Source organism: Furfurilactobacillus rossiae (genome assembly GCF_013394005.1).
Classification (GTDB): Bacteria; Bacillota; Bacilli; order Lactobacillales; family Lactobacillaceae; genus Furfurilactobacillus; species Furfurilactobacillus rossiae.
This window is the reverse complement of the sequence record NZ_CP040586.1, coordinates 316,573-342,718: the sequence shown is the minus strand read 5'-3', so window position 1 is coordinate 342,718 and position 26,146 is coordinate 316,573. Positions and strand designations below refer to the sequence as shown.

The following is a 26,146-nucleotide window of genomic DNA, read 5'->3' as shown; positions in this document are numbered from 1 at the left end:
GACCTACTTCTTGCCCATGACGTCTGACTGCCACATCTGCGCAAGTTTGACCGTGGTCGTGTTCCACTTGTCGTTGTTTTTCACGTGATAAACGTTCTTGTAGTCACTATCCGGCAACAGTTGACTCTTTACGCTGTCCGGTAGTTTGACGTCTGACCGAATTGGTCGAGCAAACCCTTTCGCCAAGTTGATTTGTCCCTGGTCAGACAGGATGAAACTCCGCGCTAGTTTGGCCGCCGCTGGATGTGCCGCCTTCTTGTTCAGGACTTCCGCGTAACCGCTCGTGACTGTGCCATCTGTGGGGATGCTGATCTTGAATCTGTCCTTATCGCCACCAATCAGTTTGCGATAGTTCAACGCATTGAAGTCCCAAACGACAGCCACCTGCTGCTCACCCTTTTTAAAGTTATCAATTGAAGTATCGACCGTTGATAAGCGGTCCTTCTTATGTAAATCAGCAAAGAAGTCGATGCCGGGTTTGACGTCCGTTTCACTGCCACCCTTAGCGTGAGCGGCTGCCAATACGGCATACTGCGCCTGCGCTTCGGTAGCCACATCCCCGACAGACACTTTGTAATTGCCTTTCGCTAAGTCAGCCCACGACTTCGGCGCATCACTAGCCTTCACATTCTTCGTATCCGTGATGAACGCAATCGTGCCAGTATAACCGGCCGCCCAGTAACCCTTCTTGTCCTTTGCCCATGTCGGAATCTTATCCCAATACTGACTCTTATATGGCATCAACAGGTTCTTCTTCGTAGCAGTCGGCCCTACGTTGATGCCAATATCACCGATGTCAGAGGCCTTCTTGCCCTGCACATTCTTAAAGTTCTGCAACTCCTGCGCACTCGACATGTCCGTATCCTTATGTGACACACCATACTTCGCCTTAATGTCATTCCACGAACCAATCCAGTTAGCCCACGTATCCGGCATCCCCACCGACTTCACGGTGCCTTCCTTCTTGGCGGTCTTCACCACCGTCGACCATTTATCCGACGTCGCAGCCCCCGCATTGCTCGACGAACACCCCGCTAGTGCCACTCCCAACAAACTCAGCGTCACCGCTGCTACACCCAAACGTTTACCTAGTTTCATCCAATTGCTCCTCTCTTTCTCTGCCTTACAGAAATAAGGTTAGCAAACGGATGTAACGATTCGGGATGAGGAATGTAAAGGTTGGGTATGGATTAGGTAAAGAAAAAAGGAGTGAACACAAATGGTTCACTCCCCAAAAACATTTCAGCTAATATTGGTACCCCAATGATTGATTGGTCCAAACTTTGAACCAATATTCAAATCCCAAGTAACTGCGTTTAAAAGATAATCTTCAGCCGTTTGAACGGCAGTGGCAATCGAAGATCCTTTCGCAATCTCAGCTACGATGCAGGCAGACAACGTATCACCAGTTCCATTAATATGCGTTGTTGGGCGTAGTGCTTTTTTATACTGCTTCAATTGCCCATCCTCGCTCAGTAAATAATCCGTAATTTGGCCTTTATCGTCAACATCGTCATGACTACCCTTTATTAAGACGTTTTTAGCACCTTCAGATTGAATGGTTAACGCCGCACTATAGTAATCTTGCTCACTTTTTATAGTCATTCCTGAAAGCACCTGCGCTTCATAAAAGTTTGGTGTGATGCAGAGACTAATAGGAATCAGTTTACGGATTATTGCACTTACAGCCTTATCTCCTATTAGCTGGGCCCCATGCTTAGTCATAATAACAGGATCTAAAACAAAATTTTTGACCTGATATCTTTCTAGATAATAACGTGTAACCTCAATCACATCAGGAGAAGATAGCATCCCCGTCTTAGCTCCTGCCACATGAAAATCAGAAAAGATAGATTCAAATTCATTCACAATAAAATCATGTGGTAAGTCAGTGCTGTCTTGAATGCCAACAGAATTACCCGCTACACAAGATGTCATAATCGATAGACCATAAGTTTGCTGATGAAAGAAGGTCAGTAAATCTGCCTGTGCACCGGCACTGCCATCACAGTCTGATCCCGCAATTGTTAATACCTGGGGTACTGTCATTATCATTTCTCCTCTACTCCCATTGCTTTAATTACGCTTCATTGGAATAATGTCAGGCGGCAAATCACGTGTACGTTTATGGTAGATTGCGCGCTCACCGCCAATAAATTTCGGTCTACTTCCCAAATAAGTTGTATGTGCTTGACCAACAGTCTGAATAGAAGTTCTAAAAGGTATCTGAACAAACTTAACGTGCATGCCAATTGCAGTATCACCAATGTCCATTCCAGCTTCCGCAGTGATGTGTTCCACTTCTACCGGATCTTTAAAAAGGTCATACGCGGCAGTTTGAGCGGCACCGCCAGCCTGAAGGGATGGTATGACAGATACAATTTCATATTGTCGTTGCTTCGCGACGAAACGTTCAACGAGTAAAGCACGATTAATCTCTTCGCCGCCTTGCACGGCTAGATTGATACCTCTCGGAATGAGCACATCGAGTAATGCCGAAATGACCCAGTTTCCAATTTCTTGATTAGGGTCTTGTCCCAAACGGATACCTTGAATCTCGCTCGTACTACATCCGACAACAAAAAGATCATTTTCTTCTAGATGCATTTTTGACAGGAGTTCTTTAACACCTGTCTCAATTTCCAATCGAACGCGATCATGTAAGTCAGCGCTGTTCATTACTGTCCTCCTGCACGTTTAGCCTGGGCAGCGTGATACTTCCATGTGACAAACGTGAAACCAAGAATAATTGTCATTAAGGGATTTAAATACGGGTAGAATGCAAACGGGATGTACTTCAATGAGTCGACATTTAAAGTGCCTGAAATAAAGATGCCACTCACACCCCACGGAACAAGTGCATTAATATCTGCCCCTGCCGTTGCTAGCGTTCGCGATAGATACTTTCTTTCTAAATGTAGGCGATCAAACGCACCTTCAAAAGTTGTTCCAGGCAAGATAATGGATAAATATTGTTCACCAACCGCAAAGTTAATGCCAATACCGCTTAGAGCAGTAATTAAGATTAATTTTCCAGGTGTATTCACAAAATTCTTTACACTATCAATCAATACGTGTACCACACCGAACTCAATTAACAATCCGCCCAATGATAAAGCACAAATAATAAGTGAAATTGAGCCTAGCATATTCGTAATTCCACCGCCACTCATCAGCTTATCGACAACTTTAGATCCTGTAGAAGCATGGAATCCGTTCATCAACATCGTGCCAATTTTCTGTACAGATGCGTTTGAACCACGTACCACATTCAAAATAATTGCTGTGATGGCGCCACTAAGTAACGTTGGAACTGCTGGCACTTTGCGCCAAGCTAGAATCAGTAACACAAGAATTGGTAACAATGACCAGACGGAAACTGGAAAGGCTTTTGTCAGGACTAAACTAATATGCCTCACCGACTGTAAGTTAGCAGTGTGCGTCGTGTTACCCATAAATACATAGATAACCAACGCAATCAGTGCGGATGGCAATACCGTTTGTGCCATTGTTTTCAAGTGTTCGTATAAGTCTACTTTTGCAATTCCAGTTGTTAAATTCGACGTATCAGAAAGTGGTGACATGTTATTTCCCAAAAAAGCGCCTGAAACAATCGCGCCTGCAATTAAGGCAGAGGGAAAACCTAAGACGTGCCCAATTCCCATAAATGCAATCCCCATTGTGGAAATTGTCGTAAAGGCACTGCCAACAGTGATTCCAATCAATCCGCAAATCAAAAATACTGTCGGTAAAAATAGGCGGACCGATAAAATTTTAAATCCAACTACCATAATCGTTGCGATTGTGCCTGAGGAAAGCCATGTCGACACTAAGAGACCAATCATCAAGAAAATAATAATTGGAATCAACCCGGGCGTTATGCCTTTTGTAATCCCATCGAAAATTTCATCCCACGAAAATCCCCTTAGATGTCCGTAAAACATCAACAGCGTAAAGACAAGTAAAATTGGAATTTGTGGTGCCAATTGATACTTAATAATCAACGTGCCCAGAATTGAAAACATGATTAACAGCGTTACAATACTTTCTGCCAAACCAAATTTCTGATGTTCTTTATCATCGTTTTTCATTTAGATACCTTCTTAACAGAAAGGGAAGCCACTTTAATTAAGAGGCTCCCCAAAATAGAAACAAATTACTTCGTTTCCTTTAAATCTTTTTGTACTTGTTCTAGCCAAGAGTCGTTTTTATGACTGTAAATAATGAGTGGTGCGATGAATAACGCAACCGTGATGAGCACAACGAAAATTGCCTGAACCAAATCGCTTGCAATCAACGTGGCAACAATGATAACGGCAATCCCAAAGATCAGAAGATATGCCCACATATATGCAATAAAGTTACCGTGCTGACCGAGACGATATGGTCGCGATGCATCGGGTTGTATTTTTCTCAAACGGATAATCGACAATGCAATCAGAATGTACACTAATGCGTAAATAACTGTGGTCGCATTCGTCAACGTTAAGAAAACCCCGTTAACGTTCTTCATTACCCCATATAACAATGCAAACAGTGAAATCATAATGCTTTGTGTTAAAACGACATTTTTCGAAACATCATATTTGTTGACCTTGTGATAGCCAAATGACGCTGGTAATTGACCTTCCCGCGCAACCTGAGTCATAGTCTTTGAAGGTCCTGTTACCCAAGCAGATAATTGAATTAAAACCCCAATAACAACCATGAAACTGAAAATGTTGGCGATGATACTTGGCCAACCCAGAATTTTGCTCCAAAGTACAATTGGCTGTGTAATGTTAGACAGTTCAATTTTTCCGTTAGGAACAACGTTTGCCACCAAAATACCGTTCAGAATATTCATCAAAACTAATCCGATCAAAGCGATGAAAATCCCACGTGTGTAAGTTTTTGCGGCGTTGTGAAGGCGCGGAATAAAGACTGAGGAGATTTCAATCCCGGTATAAATAAACGAAATTGCGGCGAAGTATTGCAATGTTTGAATATTAGCCAAACTAGGTAATAACTTGTGCCAACTGAATGTACCCAAGTAACCAGCCGGGTTGATTCCCGTCTTGATCATGGCAGCAATTCCCATGATCAACATGATCACGATAGGAATATAGACACCAAGCCAAACACCGATATTCCCACCGACCTTAGCCATATCAAACTTCAAGTTCAAGAACGTGATAATCCAATAAAAAATCAAAATATTAGCAAGAATAAACCAGTGATTATTGCCTAAACTGACGTTACCGATAGTGTTTCCCCATAGTGGTCCAATAGTTGAGGCCACCATAACCATGCCGGGGAACATTTGAACCCACAATAACCATGCTGTTGTGAAGCCCCATTTCTCACCAAGGCCTGTTTTGACCCAAAGCTGTGGGCCACCTTCTTCTTGCATCATCGTGCCTAATTCACCGGAAATTAACGCAACTGGTAGGGCAAAAAAGACAACCGCGAATATCATGTAAGTGATTTGTGTCCATCCAGTGGCCGCAACAGAAGGAATGCTCCGAACAGTTGCACACAAAGCCATTGTCATCCCGATGAATGTCGTCAGACCTATCTTTGTAGCCTGCTTCTCCATTTTTCTAGTTCTCCTTTAGATTTTATTTGCACGTTAAATCTCAGAGACTATTTTTCAAAAATGGCTTCAAGATCGTGTTGCATGGCTAGTTTTATTTTTGGTGTGAAGTAATTGAAGTTTTCAGCTTTATTCATGTATGGTGTCATGACAGAGGCACGGATAATCGTTACCTTCTTGACATCATTCCAGTCTTCTTCAGACACACCAAGACTCTTCACAAAGTTCAACGGACTGTCGCCATAGTCAGATTGAGCAAAGTCAGTATGCGAAACAATGTATTCTTTCCCATAAAGACTGCCCTTAACGTAAGAAGCTTCCTCATACATTTTGTGGTTTAAGTCGTTAATGTCTTTTAGACTGTGGTTTCCCTTTTCAGTCAGTACGTAATCAACCATGTTGAAGTCTGGATTAGTCAACGGATGAACTTCAATTGTGTGTTCGCCAACTTTGAATTCAAGATTGCTCAAGAAATTGTAATAACGGTTAGCACCTTCCATTGAGGCACCAATTAACTTACCGTAACCAGAAACATTTAATGGCAATACGCGGTGAGCGGCCCAAACAGCGGCGGCAGTTGCACCTGCTTTAGATCCTTCAAGAATGTAAGCACCTAATAACGCAGGGATGTCTGCACCTTTTTCGAAAACGTAGGTAGCAAAGTAAGAAATCGTGTCACGCATCCGAATATCCTTGATGGCAATCCCACCAGCGGCGTACGGTACGTAACCCATTTTATGTGGGTCGATAGTGATTGATTCAGCTTCGTCAAATGCCTTGTAGGCTTCGTATACGTCACGCTTGATATAATCTTTCTTTTCTGTGAAGACACCGTACTTTTCATGGACATCTTTTAGGTCCTCGTATGGGATAAATTTGTTATCCTCATCCAGGAAAATGGCACGAGCATAACCGCCGTAAGCAGCGTCAACATGCAAGTAGAAGTAAACGCCTTTAGCGGCAAACTTCTTGCGCAACTCGACAATCTTGTCAATATTGTCAACGGCACCCTCTTCAGTTGAACCGGCAACGCCGACAACCCCAAGAATAGGTGTTTTGTCTGCTGTCAATTTGTTGATAATATCTTCAAGCGCGTTAATGTCCATCCGGTAATTATCGTCAACTGGTACAGGTACAACTTGATCCAAACCAATACCGATAATATCAGCCGCCTTTAACCATGAGTAATGCTTGGTTTGTGGCACTAACCACTTACCCAGTTCGCGTAAATGTTCGCCACCACGAGCAGATTTACTCTTAATTTCGTCAAGTTTAGTACCAGCTTTTTCAAGCAAGTCCATAATTTCACTAGTTGGCAGGTTTAATAGTTCCCAATCTGACTTGCCAGCAACTAATTCCGGTGTGATCTCTTTCATTGCCAAAGGTAATGACTTGATATTTCGTGCATACCAGAGACCTTCCAAGTTTGCTAAAGAACCATCGGCGACAATGTGGCCCCAACCATTCTTGTAGCCCATTAATTCGGCCAAATCATGACCAACTTCTTCTTCCATTTGTGAAGTTGCGGGGGATGATTCATAAGCCACGTTGTTTCCGTTCCATAACATTGCATAGTTGTACGCAAGGATAGAAGGCATTAACGTTTCCGAATTCATGTGACCCCAGTAACGACCAGCTGAATGCCACGGCACTGATTCAGTCCGAATCCGTTGGGACAATTCATCTAAAACATCTTTCATTCTGTTAACTGTTGCTTTGAAATTTGGTTGAGACTGTTGTTCTGGGCTGATCATGCCCTTGTCTTGAGGAATATAATTTTTACGCCATCCTAAATGTTCATCAACCAGTTCATTTAGTAAGTCTTTATATAATTGCCCGTTTTCTGCCTTGTCACCAATGAAGAGTGCATTAAGGTCCAGATCTTTTGGTGCTGGTTTAAGTCCATCCATCGTTAAATAGCTTCTTTCGATATATTTTTGAAGCACGCGTGTTTCATCGCAAATAATATATTCCAGCTCAAACGTCCCTGTAAAGGGTCTTTTGAAGGCGTTTTCACAAGTGAGAATTCAATGAGCCCTTTAACGGCGGCATTTCTATTTTACGAATTGAGCATTCTAGCCCTTTATCGGGTATCGTAAAGTGGACTTAAAAATGAAAAAGGCCTGCCAATTTAATTTAAAAATAATTGGCAAGCCTTTACGGGAACATATATTCGATTTATGATATTTTTTCTAATTTTTAACTTTAGCCAGGAAGTAATTGCGCTTCCCACGACGGAAAATTACAAATTTTCCAGAGAAGTTAGTAGATGGATCAACTACTGCATCAATTTCATCTACTTTTTCACCATTAACGTAAATGGCTCCAGCCGATACATCTTCTCGAGCCTGTCTACGTGAAGGTTCAATTCCAGTCTCAGTCAATACATCAATAATATTGACTGAATCCGAGCTCATTTCAACATGGGGTACCTTTTCAAAAGCTTCTTGAACTTCAGCTACGCTCAATTCCTTGACGTTGCCAGAAAAGAGGATATCAGAGATTTTTTCTGCCTGATCCAAGGCCTCTTGACTGTGAACGAACCGGGTTACTTCTTCCGCAAGACGTTTTTGAGCATGGCGTCCAGCCGGGTTTTCTTTCACTTCTTTAGCAAGTTGATCAATTTCATCTTTGCTTAGGAAAGTAAAGAACTTCAGGTATTTAACCACGTCACGATCGTCCTGATTCAACCAGAATTGATAGAACTCATATGGTGATGTTTTCTTCGGATCAAGCCATATAGCACCACCAGCTGTTTTACCAAACTTAGTACCATCGGCCTTTAACATCAATGGGATAGTGAGTCCATATACTTCTTCATCAGAACCCATAATTTTATGAATCATGTCAATTCCTGAAGTAATGTTCCCCCATTGGTCAGCACCACCAATTTGCAACTGAATATTGTGTTCACGATGCAACGTCATAAAATCAATTGACTGAAGAATTTGATACGTGAATTCAGTGTATGAAATTCCTACTTCCAAACGGCTAGCCACAATGTCTTTGGCCAACATCGTGTTTACGTTAACAACTTTCCCGTAGTCACGAAGGAAATCCAATAATGAAATCTTCGATAACCACTCATAGTTATTCACCATCGTTACATTTGCATCACCACCGAACAAGCGCTTCATCTGTGCACCCAGCGCCTCCACATTGTGATTAACTTGTTCCATCGTCTGAAGCTGACGCTCTGTCTTTCGACCACTTGGATCACCAATGCTCCCAGTAGCGCCACCAATTAAAATGTATGGGTGGTGACCTGCTAGTTCAAACCGTTTCATCATCATAAATGGAATCAAATGACCTATATGCATACTGTCACCAGTGGGATCAACACCACAATACAAAGCAATTTTATGATCCGATACCAGTTTCTTTAAGCCTTCTGCATCAGTTTGTTGATTGATTGCATCACGCCAAGTTAGTTCATCAATAATGTTCACGTTCATTCCTCCTCTTTTTTACAAAACAAAAAGTCCCTAAGATAATATATCCTAGGGACGATTAACCGCGGTACCACCCGATTTACACTTTCGTGTCACTCATTGATTGGTAACGGGACCAAACCGTACTTTTCAAAGAAATCGAGTGTAATTCGATATATCTCCTTTGCTAATTCACACCAGCCATTAGCTCGCTTTAAAAAGAATATATATCTACTTTGGACGATTAAAAAGTTTTGTTTATTTAAAACGTTTACAACGCCTACAATACGGTATTCATAAGGATTCCGTCAATAGTTTATGGCATTATGTTTTAATGAGCTTGGCGTTTAAGTTTATGTGCTTTTAGAAAGCGTTTTAAACGCAATTATATCAACGTTTACTGTGCGACATTTGTTTTGTGTCGAACTATTTTTCTTAAAAATTCCCCTTTATGAGATTTTTTACAATTTTTATTAAACTCGGGGTTGCTTTTATTAAAAAACGATGATAGTATTCATGACAACAAATAACAAATCATTTTCGTGTCAGACAGTAGAAAGTTTGCCTCAGGGTTTAGAGAAGTGATGGTTGGTGAAAATCACGCAGGGCATACTGACGAAATACCTTGAACCGAAAACGTGTCTCCCCCTCGTTACGGAGGATTTTAAGTGCAGACTAATCTCTGAATTTAGGTGGTACCGCGTTGATGAGCGTCCTAATTAGTAACTCTTGTTACTAATTAGGGCGCTCTTTTTGTTATTTGAAATAAACATTGGAGGTGATAAACATGAAATCAATCGATGAAACACTAAAGTGTAGCAATTGTGGCGATATTGTCTTTACAAGAACTTCAAGCAATGGTCAACATATTTGTGCAAATTGCGGTCACGCAGAATAAATTCTTAGTCACATCGGAAATAAAGGAAATCAACATGATGAAATCAATCGACGAAACACTGAAATGCACGGAATGTAATGACATCGTTTTTAAGAAAATTGCTGGCACACGTACTATCGAATGCGAAAATTGCGGCAATCAAATGACACTAAAGGAAAACTAACCTAAAGGTGAAAATATGGAAAACACAAAAATCAAAACACAGTTACTGGTAAATATGAATATTAAAAAAATTAGCATCCAAACACTTATTACAATTATCTTGTTGGCACCGTTAACGTTTGCTCTGACAACTTTCACATTCGTTTCAGTACCTTTTATCGCCGCTATTTTGATTATGGTGAGTTTAACCGCCTCAATCATTGGCGTATGGACATTAGCTGGTCAACTCGCCAAAGCAATAACAAAGGACAATAATCATGACTGATTCGGACAGCAACTATTGAAAGGCCCCCTCATAAACAGAGCGGGCCGGATACATATAATGTCACAAAATCTTCTTTATTTTTTATATTCTCTTAAACATAGAAAGCTACAATGATTCTACGTAAGTAATTTCCATTCAATACAATAACTTTTATCACTCTTCAGGAGTAACTTATGATTAATCTTAACGATAGTGACATCATGTCATCTAGTGAGGCAGCTAGCCGATGGCGAAAAGCTGACGACTATGTTCGTCAGGTCTTCCGTAAAAATCCAGAACGTTTTCCAACTGGCACGATCCGTAAATTTGGCAAACAGCTGGTTGTCACTCGCCATGGCATGGAAGTTGTCACTGGCGAGACAGAACCAGAGGCACGGCGTAATTATCAAACCAAAAGTCCTCATAATTCAATGTCAGCAGTAGAAGCTGTTGAGACTTTTGACAATCCATAGTCTTTAGAAAACTGCTCGCTAGTCTTAAATAGCGTTCATTTAATAAAAATCTTTTGTCTTTAACAATAATCATTATAATTTGGCCACCTCATGGCTGCGAGCATCTGCACAGTTAAGAGGTGGTCTTTTGCGTTTGTGAAAGCATACAAAGTTAACATATATGCTGCATATATCTAAGCCCTTTCTTTAAGTGTGTATTCGAAGCATAATATTCTAGTATGCAAATCAAACAATATTAGCTAAAAGAATCACAAACTGTAGACAAAATAAAAAAATGGAATTATAGTAGTACCCGATGGTAGCTACTATTAAAAATGAGGAAACCATGGATCAAAAAACAGAATTATTGACGCGTTTCGGGCTCACAGAAAGTGAAGCCAAAGCGTATGTAACCCTCTTACAGATGGACGCATCAACAGGTTACAAAATTAGTAAAAACTCTGGTATCGCTCGTTCAAAAATATACAATGTACTGTCTTCACTTGAAGACAAAAAATTTATTCTTGAATCGAAAGATGACACACCTGTATATACTGCAATTCCAGTAGACGAACTAGTTGCACGTTTTAAAACTGAGAGTGAACATAATATTTCAAACTTGGAGAATTCTCTATCTGGTTTGGGAACCGTTACTGATTATGGTTCTGTGTGGGCATTAGATGCCTATGATCAGGTGTTTGAAAAAATTCTTTACCAAATTCAACATGCTACTCACAGTTTGTACGTGCAAATCTATTCTGAGGACTTAACGCCTGAAATCACTCAAGCGTTGGCAGATGCAGAAAGTCGGCTTCATGAATTCGTTGTAATCTTATTTAGTAATCATCACCGCTACGATTTACCTTTTAGACGTTTCTATAAACATTTTTTTGAAGCTGATAAGGTATTGGACTACGGTGGTCGCTGGGTAAATGTTGTCAGCGATGGGCAGGAAGTCGTTTACGGAAAATTACCAGCAGACTCTGCTAACACAGGTGTAATTTGGACAAAAAATAGTTCAATGATCTTTCTCGCTCAAGAATACGTATTACATGATGCTTATGATTTACGTACTCTTTCATTGTTACACGATGAGGCAGAAAAAGTTTTTGGACCTGATTTGGAAGGAGTGCGTGACATCTACTTCGATAAGAATTGAGGAGATCGTTATGCGAGTTGCTTTAATCAGTGCAATTGTTTTAATTAATCTGTTATTCATTTTTATTTTAGTTCGTGATTTACTCCGTCACCGAGATGAAATTATGAGTGAACCGGCGAGCTCAATCTGGACGCCAATCGCTCAGGCCATGATCTATTTCCTGTCAACATTTGGAATATCCGACTTTGCGATATCGACAGCTCTTTATCCAAAGGCTAAGTGGGTTTCTATGAAGAAACTGCCCGGGACTTTGAACACACAATGTGTTATTCCCGTGTTTGTCATGTCGCTGGCCTACATCACAAACATTACAGTTGGCATCAAAACCTTGCTCGTCGCCATTATTTGTCAGGTTATCGGTGCCTACCTTGGACCACGATTTGTCGTTAAATTACCGGAACGCGTAATTCGTAATTTTGTTATTGTTGGTTTGCTAGTCGCTACTGCACTTATTGTAGCTGGTAAAATGGGACTCATTCCATCAAACGGAACAGCTACAGAACTATATGGCTGGAAACTATGGTTAACTGGTCTGCTTATGTTTGTCTATGGAGCTTTAAACAACATCGGGATTGGTTCCTACGCACTTACCATGGCTACTGTTTACGCAATGGGCATGAATCCCGTTGCAGCCTTTCCAATTATGATGGGTGGTTGTACCTTCTCCGTTTCAATCGGTAGCATGCAATTCATCAAGCTAAACGACTACTCAAGAAAAATCACTATGTTCTCAGTCTTCGGAATCGTCGGTGTGTTAGTCGCCGTCTTCCTAGTTAAAAGTTTGAACACATCAATTATTCAATGGATTGTGATTGCTGTTCTGCTGTACTCAGCGGTTTCATTGTACTTGGGCAATAAATCCAAGTCTGATAACACTGCTAGTAAGGAGGCTTAAAACATGCGTTATTTATCCGCAAAAGATATTCAACAAACATTTACAATGAGCGACGCCATTAAAGCCGACAAAGAAGCGCTCAGTTTGTATTCTTCCGGCCGTGCTGACATTCCGTTGCGAACTAACATCGATATTCCAGAACATAACGGACAGAGCCTCTACATGCCAGGATACATGAGCGGTGCATCTCCGGCCCTCGGTATCAAGTTAGTCTCTGTTTATCCTGATAACATTGCCAAACATTTGCCTAGTGTTCCTGCAACAATGGTGACTTTAGATGCCAAAACAGGCATCGTGAATGCTATTCTGGATGGCACTTACCTGACCCAATTAAGAACTGGTGCCGTTCAAGGTGCCGCGACAGATTTGTTGGCCAAAAAGAACGCAAAAACCGCCCTCCTCATCGGAACGGGCGGTCAAGGGATGGCTCAACTAGAGGCAATGTTAACAGTACGTCATCTAACTATTGTCTATGTTTCAGATCTTGATAAGAAACGCGCACAAGATTTTTGTGACGAAGCCAAAGCTAAGTTTGGTTATACATTTAAAACAAAATTTCAGGTTGTTGATTCCGCCGATGATGTTGTCCCTTTTGTTGATATCATTACCACCGTCACTACTTCTAGACGACCGACGTTCAATGGCTCACTAGTAAAACCTGGCGCTCATATCAATGGTGTCGGTGCCTACACACCAGAAATGGCCGAGTTACCAGCTGAAGCACTGGTTAAAGCCGACCGTATCATCTTCGACACAATGGACGGCGTTTTAGCCGAAGCAGGTGACATGATTCAGCCGCTAAAGCGTGGCATTATCGAGAAGGATAAGTTTAATGGTGAACTTGGACAGGTTATTAATGGACGAATTGACGGACGAACCGAAGAAAATCAGATCACTGTGTTTAAGACCGTTGGGACTGCAGCGCTGGACGTGATTGTGGCGGACCGGATTGTTAAGGCTGCAGAGAAGGACGGAATTGGTGCAGTACTGAATTGATTTTAGCTTAGCTTCGCTGACTGACAGAAGCTCGCGACAACATATCTAAACTAATAAGACTCAAAATCTATTTTTGATTTTGAGTCTTATTTAGTACGTAGACTTAAAGTATTGTGGAGTACTCGACATGTCCGTATCTTTAAGTATGACACCGTATTTCGCTTTAACGTCGCTCCACGAACCAATCCAGTTGACCCACGTATCCGGCATCCCCACCGACTTCACGGTGCCTTCCTTCTTGACCGTCTTCACCACCGTCGACCATTTATCCGACGTCGCGGCCGCCGCATTATTCGACGAGCACCCCGCCAGCGCCACTCCCAATAAGCTCAGCGTCACCGCCGCTACACCCAAACGTTTTCCCAGTTTCATCTAATTGCTCCTCTCTTTCTCTGCCTTACAGAGATAAGGTTAGCAAACGGATGTAACAATTCGAGATGGGGAATGTAAAGGTTGGGTATGGATTGGGTAAAGAAAAAAGGAGTGAGTCTTTACACTCCCTCCTAAAAAGTTCTATTACCTATGGCTAGCTTTTAAATAGTCGCTCAATCAATTTTTAAAGAAATTTGTTCTCGAAATGAGAATTTCAAAATGACTCATGTTCATCTTAGGGTTCTTAGTAACTAGATGTACTTTGCCGCATATCAATCACTTGAGTAACATTCAAAAACGCCTTATCAGCTTCCTTGCAACCTCTACGCGCCAACGTGAATTTGTTTACTACAACAACCCCCTGCCCTTCAAAATCTGTTCCGTAAACAAGTCATCAATATAGTGATCTAAGTTTCTAACATCTGGAAATTTCATTGGATTATTTTTTAATTCTGAAACTATTTTTTTACTGTTAATATCTCGCCTAAATTTAGGTGAAATTTCATTTAATTTATCATTCACCTTACTAGACGCAATTTCGGAGTAGTCATCTGGTGTTAGTTGCTCAAAAGAACAAATTGATGAAAATCTTGAAAATAAAGGAAATCCAATTTTTTGGGCCATATCAGTCTTACTAAGATAATTTCCTGTGCAAATAATTATTGCATTTTTTACATACACCGTATATGCAGTATCTACAAATTTACCTTCATCGAAAAATTGATAAAAGGCGGCCAGCATTCCTTTTGGTAAAAGATTAATTTCATCAAGTAAAATAATGTTTGAACTTCTCTGCTGTAATTTTTTTGCAAATGTGCTCTTTTGACTACTTCCACCAAAAAGATATTCAACACTATTAGAATCATTGAGCATTGACATTTGTTCTCTAAATATTTCGCCATGTCCCATCGAAGAAGCTAAGGTCTTTGCCATCTCAGTCTTACCTACACCTTGTGGTCCAATTAGCCCTATAACGAGTGGGTGATTATTTTGACTATAGATTCTTTTTCCAAGCGTCAAAAGTAATCTTTTTTTAGCAACATCTTGACCAATTATTTTTTCCGAAAGACTTCTCTTTATTGTCTTGAAATTAGCTTCGGTCATTCTACTTGCTTTGTCTTGAACATCGCCCAGACTAAACACATTTTTTTGGCTTTTAATATTTCTAATGACTACGTCCGGAATATTATTCAACAAAATCAATTCAACTTGCAATGTGACTGCAACTACCGACAACAAATCACTCATGGTCTCATAGGCAAATTCTTTTATGCTCGAAAAAAATCCTGAGTTTGCATATATATAGGTGTAATGTATGTCCTTCTCTTGCACAGATTTTAGAACATCTTTTAGCGCTTCTAAAATATTTTTATCCGGTAAAACGATTATAGCTAAATCAAACCCCTCACCGATCACTTTTTGAATAGTACTTTGAAAGCTTTTATCATTTTTATGATATAATTTTACATTTATTTTCTGCATTTAAATTACACCAGAAATCAGTACATCTATGACGTCATACTTTACATCGCCGTTTTTTAATTTATCTTCTTGTTCATCAAAAATATCCTGACCACCATATTCTTCGTCCGACGTTTTGATCAAGACATCGTCTCCTAAGTCAATATTTAGACTTTCTACTTGTCCAACTTTCACGCCAATAACCCGTAGATTCATTAGTGTCAAATCAGTCAATTTATAATTATTTCGAATTCCCTCAAAGTTAAATCTATAAATGGCTTTTGTATTATTCTCTAAATCTTCGCCAATAAACTGATAATACCCAGTTGCTTCATCCATGACGACATCAAAGTCTGAAAAATCAACCGATTTTAGAGACTTAATCTCTTCTGGGGTAATGTCAGCATCAATACCTTCAAAGTTTTTAACCATTTTCATATATCTGCCTAATGTACGAAAATATGCGGCCGAGCTTTCCGTCAATGTTAAATTTATGCTTTTTACATCGGTCAAGCCGAATTCCGATTTGTGATCAGCATACTTAGTTAAGAAATTGCTTAGTATGGTTGACTTAACCTGACTCTCCACAAGATTGGTAATTCCGGCTTTGGCATTTCCTGACAATCGTAGCTTGAACGATTGCAATATGCCTACCCCAACCTTGGCATCAGCACTTACACTGGCTTTTGCAATTTTTTCAGTTACAGTCTTGATCATCTCCGTAGTACTACCATTATCAAACATTTCCAAAATGTCCAAAGCTGCTTGTTCGTCAAAATAAACTAGTTTCTTAAAAGCTACTCCACCTGTCATTGCTTATCCCTCTTTATCATACATTAGTTCATACAATTATAGCATCATTGTGAACATACGTTCTAGCCATTTTAAACATTATAAATGATATCAATTTCCTCTATTTGAGAAAACATTGATTTTGCAAAACTCGCCCTCCATCCTAGTTAATAATTTTTAATATTCAAAAAATGACAAATAGGCGTAAGATTAAATAAAATAAGTTTTAGAAAGTCAGGCAAGAGAACTTGAATAGCTCTATTAATCAAAATGGTGATCATAACCATGCGACCATTAATCAAACAACTAATATTACATACTTCTTTAAAAACACCACCGTTCACACGAACAACACAAGTCAGGGAAATTCAATCCCTGATTGGATAGTCTATGTTGTCCTACCAATTGTTAGTACCTTTATTAAATCTTATGGTTTGCTGTTAAATTCCTTGCAAAGGGTGCTCACTCCATCACACATACTAATTACAGCCATCTCAGTTGCAGTCATCCTTTATTTGATTTCTTTTTATAAAACGAAATCTTGGAAGAGTCCATTAGGTATCGTCATTATAGTAGGAGTTTATACGATACTATTTGTTAAGGTTGCTCAAATTACACCATCTGCCACACAAATGAATGTATACGCTAATATGAATATGGTCACACTTTTCCAGCTAATCAAAGGGAATGGTCTCACACCAGCAATTCTATTTCCTATCATCCACACATCTCTTTTAGCATTGATAGCCACGTCTGTCATATCCTCAATTTACACAACCATTCGTTTTCAAAGGGTAGGCACTTGGGCATCTATTGTTGTTTTTATTCTTGCAGTTTTATTTATATACAAATACCAGCAATTTTTAGATTTTAATCCGGCTAACATAAAACTACCCGTTGATTGGCCATCCTTAACTCAAGTTTTACAACAAGCTTCGGGTCTATAAATGCAAAAAGCTCAATTTCATCAAAATCAAGGTATTTCCAATAGCTTGATTCCATTTTTATAGTTTTTTAAAAGTAGTCAACAGAGGCTCTATTTTGAAACTGGACAAATAGCCCCTCAAAAATAACGTCGGTGGTCAGAATTTTCGAAATTCCAATCATCGACGTTTTTTAGTGATACAACAATGTATAAGCTCTTTAGACTGATTGATATACACATAGCTGTATTGAGAGCTAATAGCAGCAAAGAAAGTTGCTATCAATCCAACTAGTTTTACTTACACAATCTCTTTGCCAACTTTAGAAATAGAGAATTTTTTCTACCTCTGATTGTTTTTTAGCAAGGCCGTTCGTAATTTTGCATCCACAGCATAAATGTACAATCCGTTCACGCCACGCGTTAAGAGAACGTGCAATTCATTCGGCAACAACTCTTCATAAACAGTCCGCTTATCGCCAGACTTCATAGTTCGATTTTGCACCGCATTAGTATTAGCACTTGCACTAGGATCAAAAACAATCTTTCCATCGCGATACTTAACTGACGGTCCAATGATCAGCCCCGTATAGTTCAGATCAAATCCTTGAATCGTATACGTAGATCCAACTTCATCAATTGTTTGTCTCTGCTCCGCCCAAGCGAGTTTTTTCCCTTGTCCTTTTTGACTTGCATCGAGTGGCAGTTGAAGATTCCAAGGCAACGTTAAGTCATGCAAATGTGAAGCGGAGGAAGCTGTGACTTCCCACGGATGCCCGTGATCACCTTTTCCGTTACCAACAAATTTCCAATCGAATGTAGCAAGCATTCTAGATAACCCATTTTCAGAATGATGTGCCTTTTCTTTTATGACCGCATACATTTTTTGAGGATCATCAAATATACGCAAATCATAATGATCATCATCTGGAATTTTCCCTACAACACGCTTTTCAGTGAGGTCTTCAATCCATTGAATAGTGTCGGGATTGGCATTCATTCTCAATTGATCTCTGAGTCTAATAAAATTGCCATCTTTGCGAGCACTCGCTTCCATCAAATCCATATCTTTTTTCTCAATGAATTCTTGTGTTCTAAGTACTTGATGCCTGTCAAACACAGCAATTGTTACTTTAGCGCGCTTACGAATATCCGCCAGTTGGTTTGATCCTCGATATGATTGTTTGCCTTGGGTCCATAACAAGTGCGCCTCATCAACTAAAGCAACATCGACCTTTTCATCAGTCGATCGTTTGTTGATAAAGGGAGTGGGCTTATCAACAGTATTGCTACCCAGACCTAACTTTTTAGCAATTTCCTCGTACACCTTGAGCTGTTCGTCATGATTAACCAATAAATGTGCGTCAATCTTTTTGCCATCTTCACTCTCAAATTGACTCAGTAAATAAAAAATAGTGCTCAAAAGTACGGTCTTTCCGGATCCTGCTTCACCTTCAACTAAAATCAGTTGACTAGTGCGACCGTTGTCTAAAATCTCTGTTACACGCTGCAATATCTGATCTTTGGCCTCTTGTTGGCTATCTGTCAGATCGTGAAATGGCGATGCTTTAAATAATGCAGAGTTCTTAACTACTTCCTCAATCGGAAAAAGTCTATGATTTAAGCTATTTAGTTTTCGCCAAATCTTCGAAAAAATCTCATTTTTTTCTTTGGATGTGTAATATTTATTTTGTGGATTATCACGACGATTATTTAGATGGCTAACCTGCGTCAATCCGGACATATACAGCATCAGTTGATTCTCTATGTCTAAGGTTAACGACTTATTGAAATGCTCATGACCAATCATGATCATTTGTGCATTTTTTCCATCACGAAACTGCTTCCAGTCTAGGCGTAATCTAGGGTCATCGTCTAAGTGCTGAATACTTCTACGTTTAATATCGTTTGTTTCGCCAACGTATACGTCATACTTGTCTTTGCCACTATGACTGTGAACAATATAAACGGTCGGGTATTCCAACAACAAAGTGGCCTCACTATCATTGGCAAGTTTGTCACTAAGCGTATCAATGCTGGACCGATTGTATGGCACTTCTTTAACTTTTGGTGGTTTAATATTGGATTTCATATTTTTGAAATATCCTTTAGCAGTGATATACGTATCAGGGCTGTTATTTTTTGAACTTTACACAATAATTATACTGTGTAAAGGTGCGTAATTCCCAGAACTGTTTAGTCTAATAACTGGAGGAATATATCAAATGAATAAAAGCCCAGAATTCGAAGAAGTATTGCAAGAATTGCTCGCATTCAGAGACTCTAAAAATTGGAAACAATATCACACATTAGAGAACCTCACTAAGTCAGTCAGCATTGAATCTGCCGAAATGCTAGAACATTTTCAATGGACTAGTACTTCTAATCTCACTGACAAGGAAAAAGATGCTTACAAATTAGAGGTTGCAGATGTGCTTACGTATATTTACTACATTTGCAACGAGCTAGATGTAGCTCCAAATGAACTTGTTCAAAAGAAACTTGAGATTAATAAGCATCGTTCTTGGTCAATCTAAAGTACTTGTTCAACTATCTTTTTGCTACAAAAGCATAATATTTTTAAATATGTGCTGCTATAATAGCACTAGAGAAGGAATTTCAAAAAATAATGAGGGGTGCTGTTCAACAATGTCATCAAAATCATTAGCTAGTTATGGAGAAAATAGTACTGATCTTATTTCTAGACTGTCTCGCCTTCAAGCAGTAGATTATTCAAGCAAATCACCACAGGAACAGGCAAAAGTCGAACAATTATTTAAAATTGGTCTTAGCAATATAAATGTATTATTTCCAAACCTCAACGTTCCCGTAACTTCTTTAAATGCAGATGATTATATTTCCAAATGGTTAAAGCGATACTATGATGCCCACACAAATAGACCGTCAACCCGCCATGCGAATGTGAAACATTCAGTTAACGACCCGGCGCTGGGAGTAATTGTAGAAACTAGAGAAGGTTGGAGTACACAAAGGCTTGACGACTCCTTATCCGCTCACAATCTTTTCATGAGTGCTGAAAATATACAAGGTGCGCTATTAGAAGAATACATTAACTCGATTGCAAGCACAGAAGGTTGGATTTGGGCAGAAGGTGAAACGTTGCGTGCCTGCGATTTTGTTCGTTTCAACGCACAAGCTTTAGGGAGTGAGTTTATTCAAATAAAAAATCGAGACAATACAGAAAATAGCTCCAGCTCAGCTATAAGAAACGGTACTCAAATAAAGAAATGGAATAGACTAACGACTCATATGAAAAATAAGCGGCCCGTCCCTTCTTTTAATTGGGATCAATTAAATACTTTAATGCATATTCAAAGCGCTTAGGAAGCTGGGTATAATCAATTTTTGAAGAACGTAGTAAATGCTAATCACGACATCATTAATTAGACATCTGAAAAGATATATTTTTTCCAACTTGATCTTGAACTTAAATTAAAAAAACTGTTAACCGTTTTTAACATCAAACGATCAACAGTTTTTTATTAAAAGCTCAAAAAATAAATTACCGCTCGTTAACTACCCTTTCACCGTTCTTGAGCAGCAGAGAATCAAACATCCATGCAAGAAACGATCACTTTGCTGATGTTCTCTTTACAGAATTTAATCTTCTTTAGAAGGAAGGATCATCAAGCAGTTATTAAGGTGGTGTCAAAATTTCACATATCGGCGAAATAATTCTAAAACCCATGATTTATTTTTTCAAGAATCTCTTCCAATGTGTATAAAGATGATTTTTTAATCTCTTCTAAGATTTTTGACTCCCACTCTATGTCATTTGTGTTTTTATAACGAGAATATTTAAATCCCTTTATTTTTTTATAATTTTCCCCAGCATCGTCGTCTAAAATTCTTTCACCGATTGCTTTCGCTAGTGGAACAGGAACCGCATTGCCTATCTGTTTATAAACGTCTGTCAACTTGCCTTCAATGTGCCAAGAATCTGGGAATCCCTGAATTCTTGAATATTCTTCTACACTCAGTGGGCGATCATAAATGGGGTGTATTAAATCAGTTGCTGGCATAGTAGGGTTTGTAACCAACGTTGGAGATGGTTTGTCTCTGGCTAGACGTCTGAGAAATCCGGTCTTCCCCCCTGGGAGTGCATATGACTTCCCCATTGCCTCACGCTGCAATTCGTCGGGTAAGCTCCGCCAATTTCCCCCTTCTGGTATATATTTTAAATATTTAGCCCTTTTACTTGGATATTCAACAAAACTTTGTTGCTTGGGTAGCCCTTTGACGGCCGACCCAAACGTCTTCCACTTGGATAATCCAAATTTCCCTGATTCATCGTTTGTTGGTTTTAAATATGCTACCTTGTCATCACCCAACTTTGCAATTATTACTACCCGTTCTCTGCTTTCGGGTGCACCAAAATTTGCAGAATTATATAAATCAAAAGAGACGGTGTAACCAAATGTCCGTAATCTCTGAAGAGCATAAAAAAGAACGCCGCCCTTAATACCACTTTTATCTTTTTCGTTAAAAATTGCAGGAACGGATAAAAGCCCGCGAACATTTTCAATAACCGCGTATCTAGGACGTATTTGCCCAATCAATTCTAGATAATTAATGAAAACATTTCCTCTTGTATCTTCAAAACCTTTTCGCTTTCCAGCAGTAGAAAATGCTTGGCACGGTGGTCCACCAAACATATAGTCAACACGCCTGTTACTTGGGATTCGCGCATAGTCATACACTTTTTGCATCGTTAAATTATTCACATCGCCTACCAAGGCCTCATTCGGATAATTTTGTGATATTGATTTTCTAGCATTTTTATCAATATCATTAACTAATAACGGATGGATTCCAGCCTTTGCCATTCCAATATCTAGACCGCCTGCTCCGGTAAAAAAACTCAAAGCGATTTTTGCTGGCACATTTTGACTTTTGCGTCGATGATCGTCAGGTTCTATAACATACCCAGTTTCAGTAACCCATTTTTGTACTTCTTGATCATTAAAAACAAGCATTTTACCAATACGTTCAAATGGCAGATTCTCATTTTTAGCAAAATTTCTAACTTGCTGTGGAGAACACTTCAATATCCGCGCGACTTCCCTAGTTGATAGATTTGTGATGGGTTTATCCTCCTTTGTTCGAAAACATTTTTTATATACCCCATCATATCAATTCATTTAGAAATTTCAAGTCATTTTCATTTGTCTATTATATAAAAATCAATTGTTACCTTTAAAACTACTTTTTACAATATGTCCCATTTTTAATCCTTCTACGATAAAATCAAATCAGAATAACGAATGGCGGTGTAGTCTCAATGGCATATCATAGCTTCGATTTTTATGAGAAACGCAAAAACGATCCTAAGTGGCATGCAGCTTATTTACAAGCTAAACAGGAACACGACTTAGAAGTTCAGCGACGTAATGCTCAAATAATCAGCGATTCTCGGCAACGTCAAGCACTCGCTGCGCAGCGCGAAATTAATGCGGAACAACAACATATCCAGTCACAAAAGATGCAAAAGCAACAGCGTAAACTTCAAAAGCGTGCTTACCGAAGAAGTAGATATAGTCGTACCTGGGATCGACTGCTAACAGTCATTGGCTTTGTCGTAGTATTTTATATTGGTTGGAAAGCTTACTATTATTTCACAGGAATCGATTTAATTGAACAAATAAAGCTAATCATCATTCAGTTCTTTAGCAACCTATAAATATACAAATAAAACGTCACGGTACGGTAGAATCTTAAAAAATTGAGATTCTACCATACTGTGACGTTTTTTCTGTAACAGCTTAACTCATCAAAAGTACTTATATTAAATGCATCCAAATAGAGGGATTTTTCAAACAAAATAGAAATTCCAGTCATCAATTCAAAACTATCAGTAGCACAATGCATACAGCTATTAGGAGACCTCCGACCATCACAAACGCCGCCTTGCCGTATCGTTTGAAGCCAGCCTTTTTAAACAGAAAACTCAACAAAGCAATCCATGGGCCTGCATCAGTGCTATCTGCGACGCTAGCATAATCGGTCAAAGTATGCGAATTTATTTTAAAACCAGCAATAATAAGTAACACGCCAAAAACTAAAAAAATTGAAATAGCTAGATTTTGAAGGAACATTTGAATCAACTCCTGTCGTCCAAAAAAAATGACTCAAATCTCAAGCACTCGCGTAATCACAAAGAATGGATTTATCTAACAGGAATTATATCTTATTTTCCGCTTATTTATGTGCACGCCTAATCAACCGTGCCACATTCTCCGCAGTACTAGTCAAGTTATCCTTCGCATGTGCAACCGCAGTCGGCAAATCCTCAACGCCGGGCAATATCCCCATCACAACGTCAATCCCGAGGTCATACAACTGATCAATGCCCTTCCCCACGTTACCGGCTAAAGCGATGACCGTCACATGGTCACTCACGCTATGAGCGGCCTGCGCTGTCCCCATCGGCGTCTTGCCATATTGGGTCTGGAAATCGATGCCACCTTCACCAGTGAAGACAAAGTCGGCGTCTTTAGCGCGTTCTTTCAATTTAGTCATTTGAACGACAATCTCAACACCTTTTTCCATTTTGGCGTTGGTGAAGGCAAGTAGTCCGGCACCCAGACCACCAGCAGCACCGGCGCCAGGGTAATCTGCCAAATCGACACCCAGAGTTGTCCTCAACACCTCAGCGTAGTGTGCCAAATTCGCATCCAACTGCTTAACCATCTCAGGCGTCGCACCCTTCTGTGGTCCAAACACAGCAGCGGAACCAGTTTCACCAACCAATGGATTCGTCACATCAGACGCAATTCGAATATGTGCATCTTTCAACAACGGGTTCATCTCGCTGACATCAATAGTCGCCAAGTCAGCTAAACCACCGCCACCACGCTTAATTGGCGATCCAGAAGCATCCAAGAACTTGGCGCCCAACGCCTCGGCCATTCCCGCACCACCATCTGTGGTCGCACTACCGCCAATACCAATAATGATTTCGGTAGCGCCACGTTGCAGTGCATCCGCAATCAACTGACCGGTGCCGTAAGTCGTAGTGATCAACGGATTTTTCGTTTCATCGTTAACAAACTGAATACCGCTGGCGGCTGCCATTTCGATTACAGCTGTTTGTCCGTCGCCCAAGATGCCATATTCAGCGGGAACGGTCTCTTGCAGTGGGTTCAAGACATCAATCGTCCGAAAAGTCCCATGCGTTGCATCAACTAGCGATTGGACAGTGCCCTCGCCACCATCGGCCATGGGCACGTTTTCGTAGTCGGCGTCTGGGAAAATCCGTTTGATACCGGTCTCGATTGCATCTGCCGCTTCCTTGGCAGTGAGGCTTCCTTTAAATGAGTCTGGTGCAATCACAAATTTCATTTTGTTGTCCTCCTAGAGTAAGAACCCATACATAAGCGTGCCGACAATGGTCATCGTCAGACCAACAGCTGTTTCATACGGAACGGACTTCATCCGCGCCTTCAGATCCATATTCATCGCGTTGGCGGTGACGTGGAAATAGTTCCCCTGTGGCAGGTGGTCAATCACCGTCGCACCGGTATGAACCATCACAGCGGCTGCCAGTGGCGCGGTCCCGAAGGCCAGAATGGCTTTGCCAAACGAACCGGTCGCGAGAATGACACCGGTTGAGGTCGAAGCCGTTGCGGCAGCCATCAGAATTCCGGCGATTGGTGCCAAGAACGTGCCAGAGATACCAGAAATTTTGATCAAATGAACAATCACGGCTGGCAGAGTCGAGGCGGTAATCAAACCACCAATAGCTCCGGCACCAATCAAGATAAGCACGACATCCGTCATTCGATCCATACCTGACTTAGTGTAAGCGAGAATCTGCCGACCTTGATGCATGGCAAACATCCCCAGCACCCCAGCCAAAGGCAGAATGTACATCGCGTCAACCTGGAATTTCTGCAGGACAGCAATGTGCAGAATGCTACCGATCGGATTGATCAGCAATAAAATAACGGCCACGAGTGGCGCAACGATGGCTGACCGAAACGATGGCAAATTATCTGGATCAGGCGTCGCACCCGTGTCTTGGTTTGCTTCAACATCCGCCATGCTGGCAATGTCACCATGATTCTTCAAAACTGTTGCCAGTAATACGGCCATTGCAAGGCCAAACAACGCTGGTACAAAGTCTGCAACCATCACAGAACTCAGTTGCAAATGGAAGCCACGCGCAGCCGCAATCGTGTTAGGGTTTGGCGAAATGATGTTACCGGCTTTACCGCCACCAGACAGGGCGACCAGCAACGCCAGTTTGGAAATCTTCATGCGGCTACCAACTTCAAGCGCAATCGGCGCCACAATCAACACAGCTACCGGGATAAAGACACCAACCGCTGTGATAATCATCGTTGATAAGGCGAGCGAGAATATCGCCAGTCCCTCACCAAGTTTGTTCACAATCGTCTTGGCAATCGTGTTAGCAGCGCCAGATTCCATCATGACACCAGCCAGCACACCAGCGGCCAACACGCGCACCACTGTCCCCATCACGCTTTGGGTTCCGGCGACCACAATATTCACCGTTTGGACCAAGTTGGCACCCCCGATAATGGCGCCGACAATCGTCCCCAATAATAACGAGTACACTGGGTTGAGTTTACGTAAAATCAAAATAATGGCTAAAGCTAACCCAACCAGCGCACCGATCCAACTCACCGTTACGTTTACCACAGTACATCCCTCCAAATAGATTACTAACTTTACGGTATACTTTACGTTAAAGCGGTTACATAAAACAGTATCAAACTGCCAAAAATGTTGTGTGAATTTGGT

24 protein-coding genes and 1 other annotated feature are annotated in these 26,146 nt (G+C 40.5%); of the genes, 9 read left to right on the top strand and 15 right to left on the bottom strand.

Annotated elements, in window-relative coordinates; translation table 11 throughout:
• Positions 1-3 precede the first annotated feature (3 nt).
• From LROSL1_RS01650 to tyrS, 7 genes are all read right to left on the bottom strand, one after another.
• Positions 4-1,098, bottom strand: a complete 1,095-nt coding sequence (locus LROSL1_RS01650; RefSeq protein ID WP_178913512.1) for an ABC transporter substrate-binding protein — start codon at positions 1,096-1,098, stop codon at positions 4-6.
• A gap of 144 nt (positions 1,099-1,242) precedes the next feature.
• Positions 1,243-2,049, bottom strand: coding sequence for a bifunctional hydroxymethylpyrimidine kinase/phosphomethylpyrimidine kinase (gene thiD, locus LROSL1_RS01645; protein ID WP_178913511.1), 807 nt, complete (start codon positions 2,047-2,049; stop codon positions 1,243-1,245).
• A gap of 27 nt (positions 2,050-2,076) precedes the next feature.
• Positions 2,077-2,679: a TIGR01440 family protein gene (locus LROSL1_RS01640; protein WP_178913510.1), complete on the bottom strand. Its 603-nt coding sequence runs from the start codon at positions 2,677-2,679 to the stop codon at positions 2,077-2,079.
• Positions 2,679-4,091 (bottom strand): Na+/H+ antiporter NhaC, encoded by a 1,413-nt coding sequence (gene nhaC, locus LROSL1_RS01635; protein WP_178913509.1) that lies wholly within the window; start codon positions 4,089-4,091, stop codon positions 2,679-2,681. The genes LROSL1_RS01640 and nhaC overlap by 1 nt, the downstream gene beginning before the upstream one ends.
• A 65-nt stretch (positions 4,092-4,156) precedes the next feature.
• A complete protein-coding gene (gene tyrP / locus LROSL1_RS01630; RefSeq protein ID WP_017260606.1) occupies positions 4,157-5,578 on the bottom strand; it encodes a tyrosine-tyramine antiporter in 1,422 nt (473 codons plus the stop codon).
• 47 nt (positions 5,579-5,625) lie between these two features.
• Positions 5,626-7,485, bottom strand: a complete 1,860-nt coding sequence (tdc, locus tag LROSL1_RS01625) for a tyrosine decarboxylase (RefSeq protein ID WP_178913508.1) — start codon at positions 7,483-7,485, stop codon at positions 5,626-5,628.
• Between the two features lie 282 nt (positions 7,486-7,767).
• A complete protein-coding gene (gene tyrS, locus LROSL1_RS01620; RefSeq protein WP_178913507.1) occupies positions 7,768-9,024 on the bottom strand; it encodes a tyrosine--tRNA ligase in 1,257 nt (418 codons plus the stop codon).
• Between the two features lie 50 nt (positions 9,025-9,074).
• Positions 9,075-9,263: a binding site (T-box leader), on the bottom strand.
• A gap of 819 nt (positions 9,264-10,082) precedes the next feature.
• Between tyrS and LROSL1_RS01615 the strand changes: the two genes are divergently transcribed.
• The 5 genes from LROSL1_RS01615 to LROSL1_RS01595 all read left to right on the top strand — a co-directional run bounded on the left by LROSL1_RS01615 (position 10,083) and on the right by LROSL1_RS01595 (position 13,812).
• Positions 10,083-10,331: a hypothetical protein gene (locus tag LROSL1_RS01615; RefSeq protein WP_017260610.1), complete on the top strand. Its 249-nt coding sequence runs from the start codon at positions 10,083-10,085 to the stop codon at positions 10,329-10,331.
• Between the two features lie 173 nt (positions 10,332-10,504).
• Positions 10,505-10,783: a helix-turn-helix domain-containing protein gene (locus tag LROSL1_RS01610; protein WP_017260611.1), complete on the top strand. Its 279-nt coding sequence runs from the start codon at positions 10,505-10,507 to the stop codon at positions 10,781-10,783.
• A gap of 325 nt (positions 10,784-11,108) precedes the next feature.
• On the top strand, positions 11,109-11,921 hold the full coding sequence (locus LROSL1_RS01605) for a TrmB family transcriptional regulator (protein WP_178913506.1): 813 nt from the start codon (positions 11,109-11,111) through the stop codon (positions 11,919-11,921).
• Between the two features lie 10 nt (positions 11,922-11,931).
• Entirely contained in the window at positions 11,932-12,816 is an 885-nt protein-coding gene (locus LROSL1_RS01600) for a sulfite exporter TauE/SafE family protein (protein WP_178913505.1), read from the top strand.
• Between the two features lie 3 nt (positions 12,817-12,819).
• Positions 12,820-13,812: an ornithine cyclodeaminase family protein gene (locus tag LROSL1_RS01595; RefSeq protein ID WP_178913504.1), complete on the top strand. Its 993-nt coding sequence runs from the start codon at positions 12,820-12,822 to the stop codon at positions 13,810-13,812.
• A 90-nt stretch (positions 13,813-13,902) separates the two neighbouring features.
• Here the strand turns inward: LROSL1_RS01595 and LROSL1_RS01590 are convergent, their stop codons facing one another.
• The 3 genes from LROSL1_RS01590 to LROSL1_RS01580 form a co-directional block, all read right to left on the bottom strand.
• Entirely contained in the window at positions 13,903-14,184 is a 282-nt protein-coding gene (locus LROSL1_RS01590; protein ID WP_178913503.1) for a hypothetical protein, read from the bottom strand.
• 348 nt (positions 14,185-14,532) lie between these two features.
• On the bottom strand, positions 14,533-15,666 hold the full coding sequence (locus LROSL1_RS01585) for an AAA family ATPase (RefSeq protein WP_178913502.1): 1,134 nt from the start codon (positions 15,664-15,666) through the stop codon (positions 14,533-14,535).
• Entirely contained in the window at positions 15,667-16,458 is a 792-nt protein-coding gene (locus tag LROSL1_RS01580) for a DUF6414 family protein (RefSeq protein ID WP_178913501.1), read from the bottom strand.
• A gap of 227 nt (positions 16,459-16,685) precedes the next feature.
• On the opposite strand from LROSL1_RS01580, the gene LROSL1_RS01575 reads away from it, so the two are divergent.
• On the top strand, positions 16,686-17,384 hold the full coding sequence (locus LROSL1_RS01575) for a hypothetical protein (protein ID WP_178913500.1): 699 nt from the start codon (positions 16,686-16,688) through the stop codon (positions 17,382-17,384).
• Between the two features lie 318 nt (positions 17,385-17,702).
• Here LROSL1_RS01575 and LROSL1_RS01570 read toward each other — a convergent pair whose 3' ends face one another.
• Positions 17,703-19,451 carry a DUF2075 domain-containing protein gene (locus tag LROSL1_RS01570; protein WP_178913499.1) on the bottom strand — a complete coding sequence of 583 codons (1,749 nt, stop codon included), beginning with the start codon at positions 19,449-19,451 and terminating at the stop codon, positions 17,703-17,705.
• Positions 19,452-19,584: 133 nt separating this feature from the next.
• On the opposite strand from LROSL1_RS01570, the gene LROSL1_RS01565 reads away from it, so the two are divergent.
• Together LROSL1_RS01565 and LROSL1_RS01560 are read left to right on the top strand one after the other, a co-directional pair.
• Complete coding sequence (locus LROSL1_RS01565) at positions 19,585-19,896, top strand: nucleotide pyrophosphohydrolase (protein WP_178913498.1); 312 nt, start codon at positions 19,585-19,587, stop codon at positions 19,894-19,896.
• 112 nt (positions 19,897-20,008) lie between these two features.
• Positions 20,009-20,704: a SinI family restriction endonuclease gene (locus LROSL1_RS01560; RefSeq protein ID WP_178913497.1), complete on the top strand. Its 696-nt coding sequence runs from the start codon at positions 20,009-20,011 to the stop codon at positions 20,702-20,704.
• 353 nt (positions 20,705-21,057) lie between these two features.
• On the opposite strand, the gene LROSL1_RS01555 is transcribed toward LROSL1_RS01560, so the two are convergent.
• The gene (locus LROSL1_RS01555) at positions 21,058-22,464 is read right to left on the bottom strand and encodes a DNA cytosine methyltransferase (RefSeq protein WP_178914906.1); all 1,407 of its coding nucleotides are present in this window, start codon (positions 22,462-22,464) and stop codon (positions 21,058-21,060) included.
• A 197-nt stretch (positions 22,465-22,661) separates the two neighbouring features.
• Here LROSL1_RS01555 and LROSL1_RS01550 point away from each other — a divergent pair, with 197 nt between their 5' ends.
• On the top strand, positions 22,662-23,060 hold the full coding sequence (locus LROSL1_RS01550; protein ID WP_178913496.1) for a hypothetical protein: 399 nt from the start codon (positions 22,662-22,664) through the stop codon (positions 23,058-23,060).
• A 157-nt stretch (positions 23,061-23,217) separates the two neighbouring features.
• On the opposite strand, the gene LROSL1_RS01545 is transcribed toward LROSL1_RS01550, so the two are convergent.
• From LROSL1_RS01545 to LROSL1_RS01535, 3 genes are all read right to left on the bottom strand, one after another.
• Positions 23,218-23,475 (bottom strand): hypothetical protein, encoded by a 258-nt coding sequence (locus tag LROSL1_RS01545; protein WP_178913495.1) that lies wholly within the window; start codon positions 23,473-23,475, stop codon positions 23,218-23,220.
• 103 nt (positions 23,476-23,578) lie between these two features.
• A complete protein-coding gene (locus tag LROSL1_RS01540) occupies positions 23,579-24,721 on the bottom strand; it encodes a glycerate kinase family protein (RefSeq protein ID WP_178913494.1) in 1,143 nt (380 codons plus the stop codon).
• A gap of 12 nt (positions 24,722-24,733) precedes the next feature.
• Positions 24,734-26,044: a GntP family permease gene (locus LROSL1_RS01535; RefSeq protein ID WP_178913493.1), complete on the bottom strand. Its 1,311-nt coding sequence runs from the start codon at positions 26,042-26,044 to the stop codon at positions 24,734-24,736.
• Between the last annotated feature and the right edge of the window lie 102 nt (positions 26,045-26,146).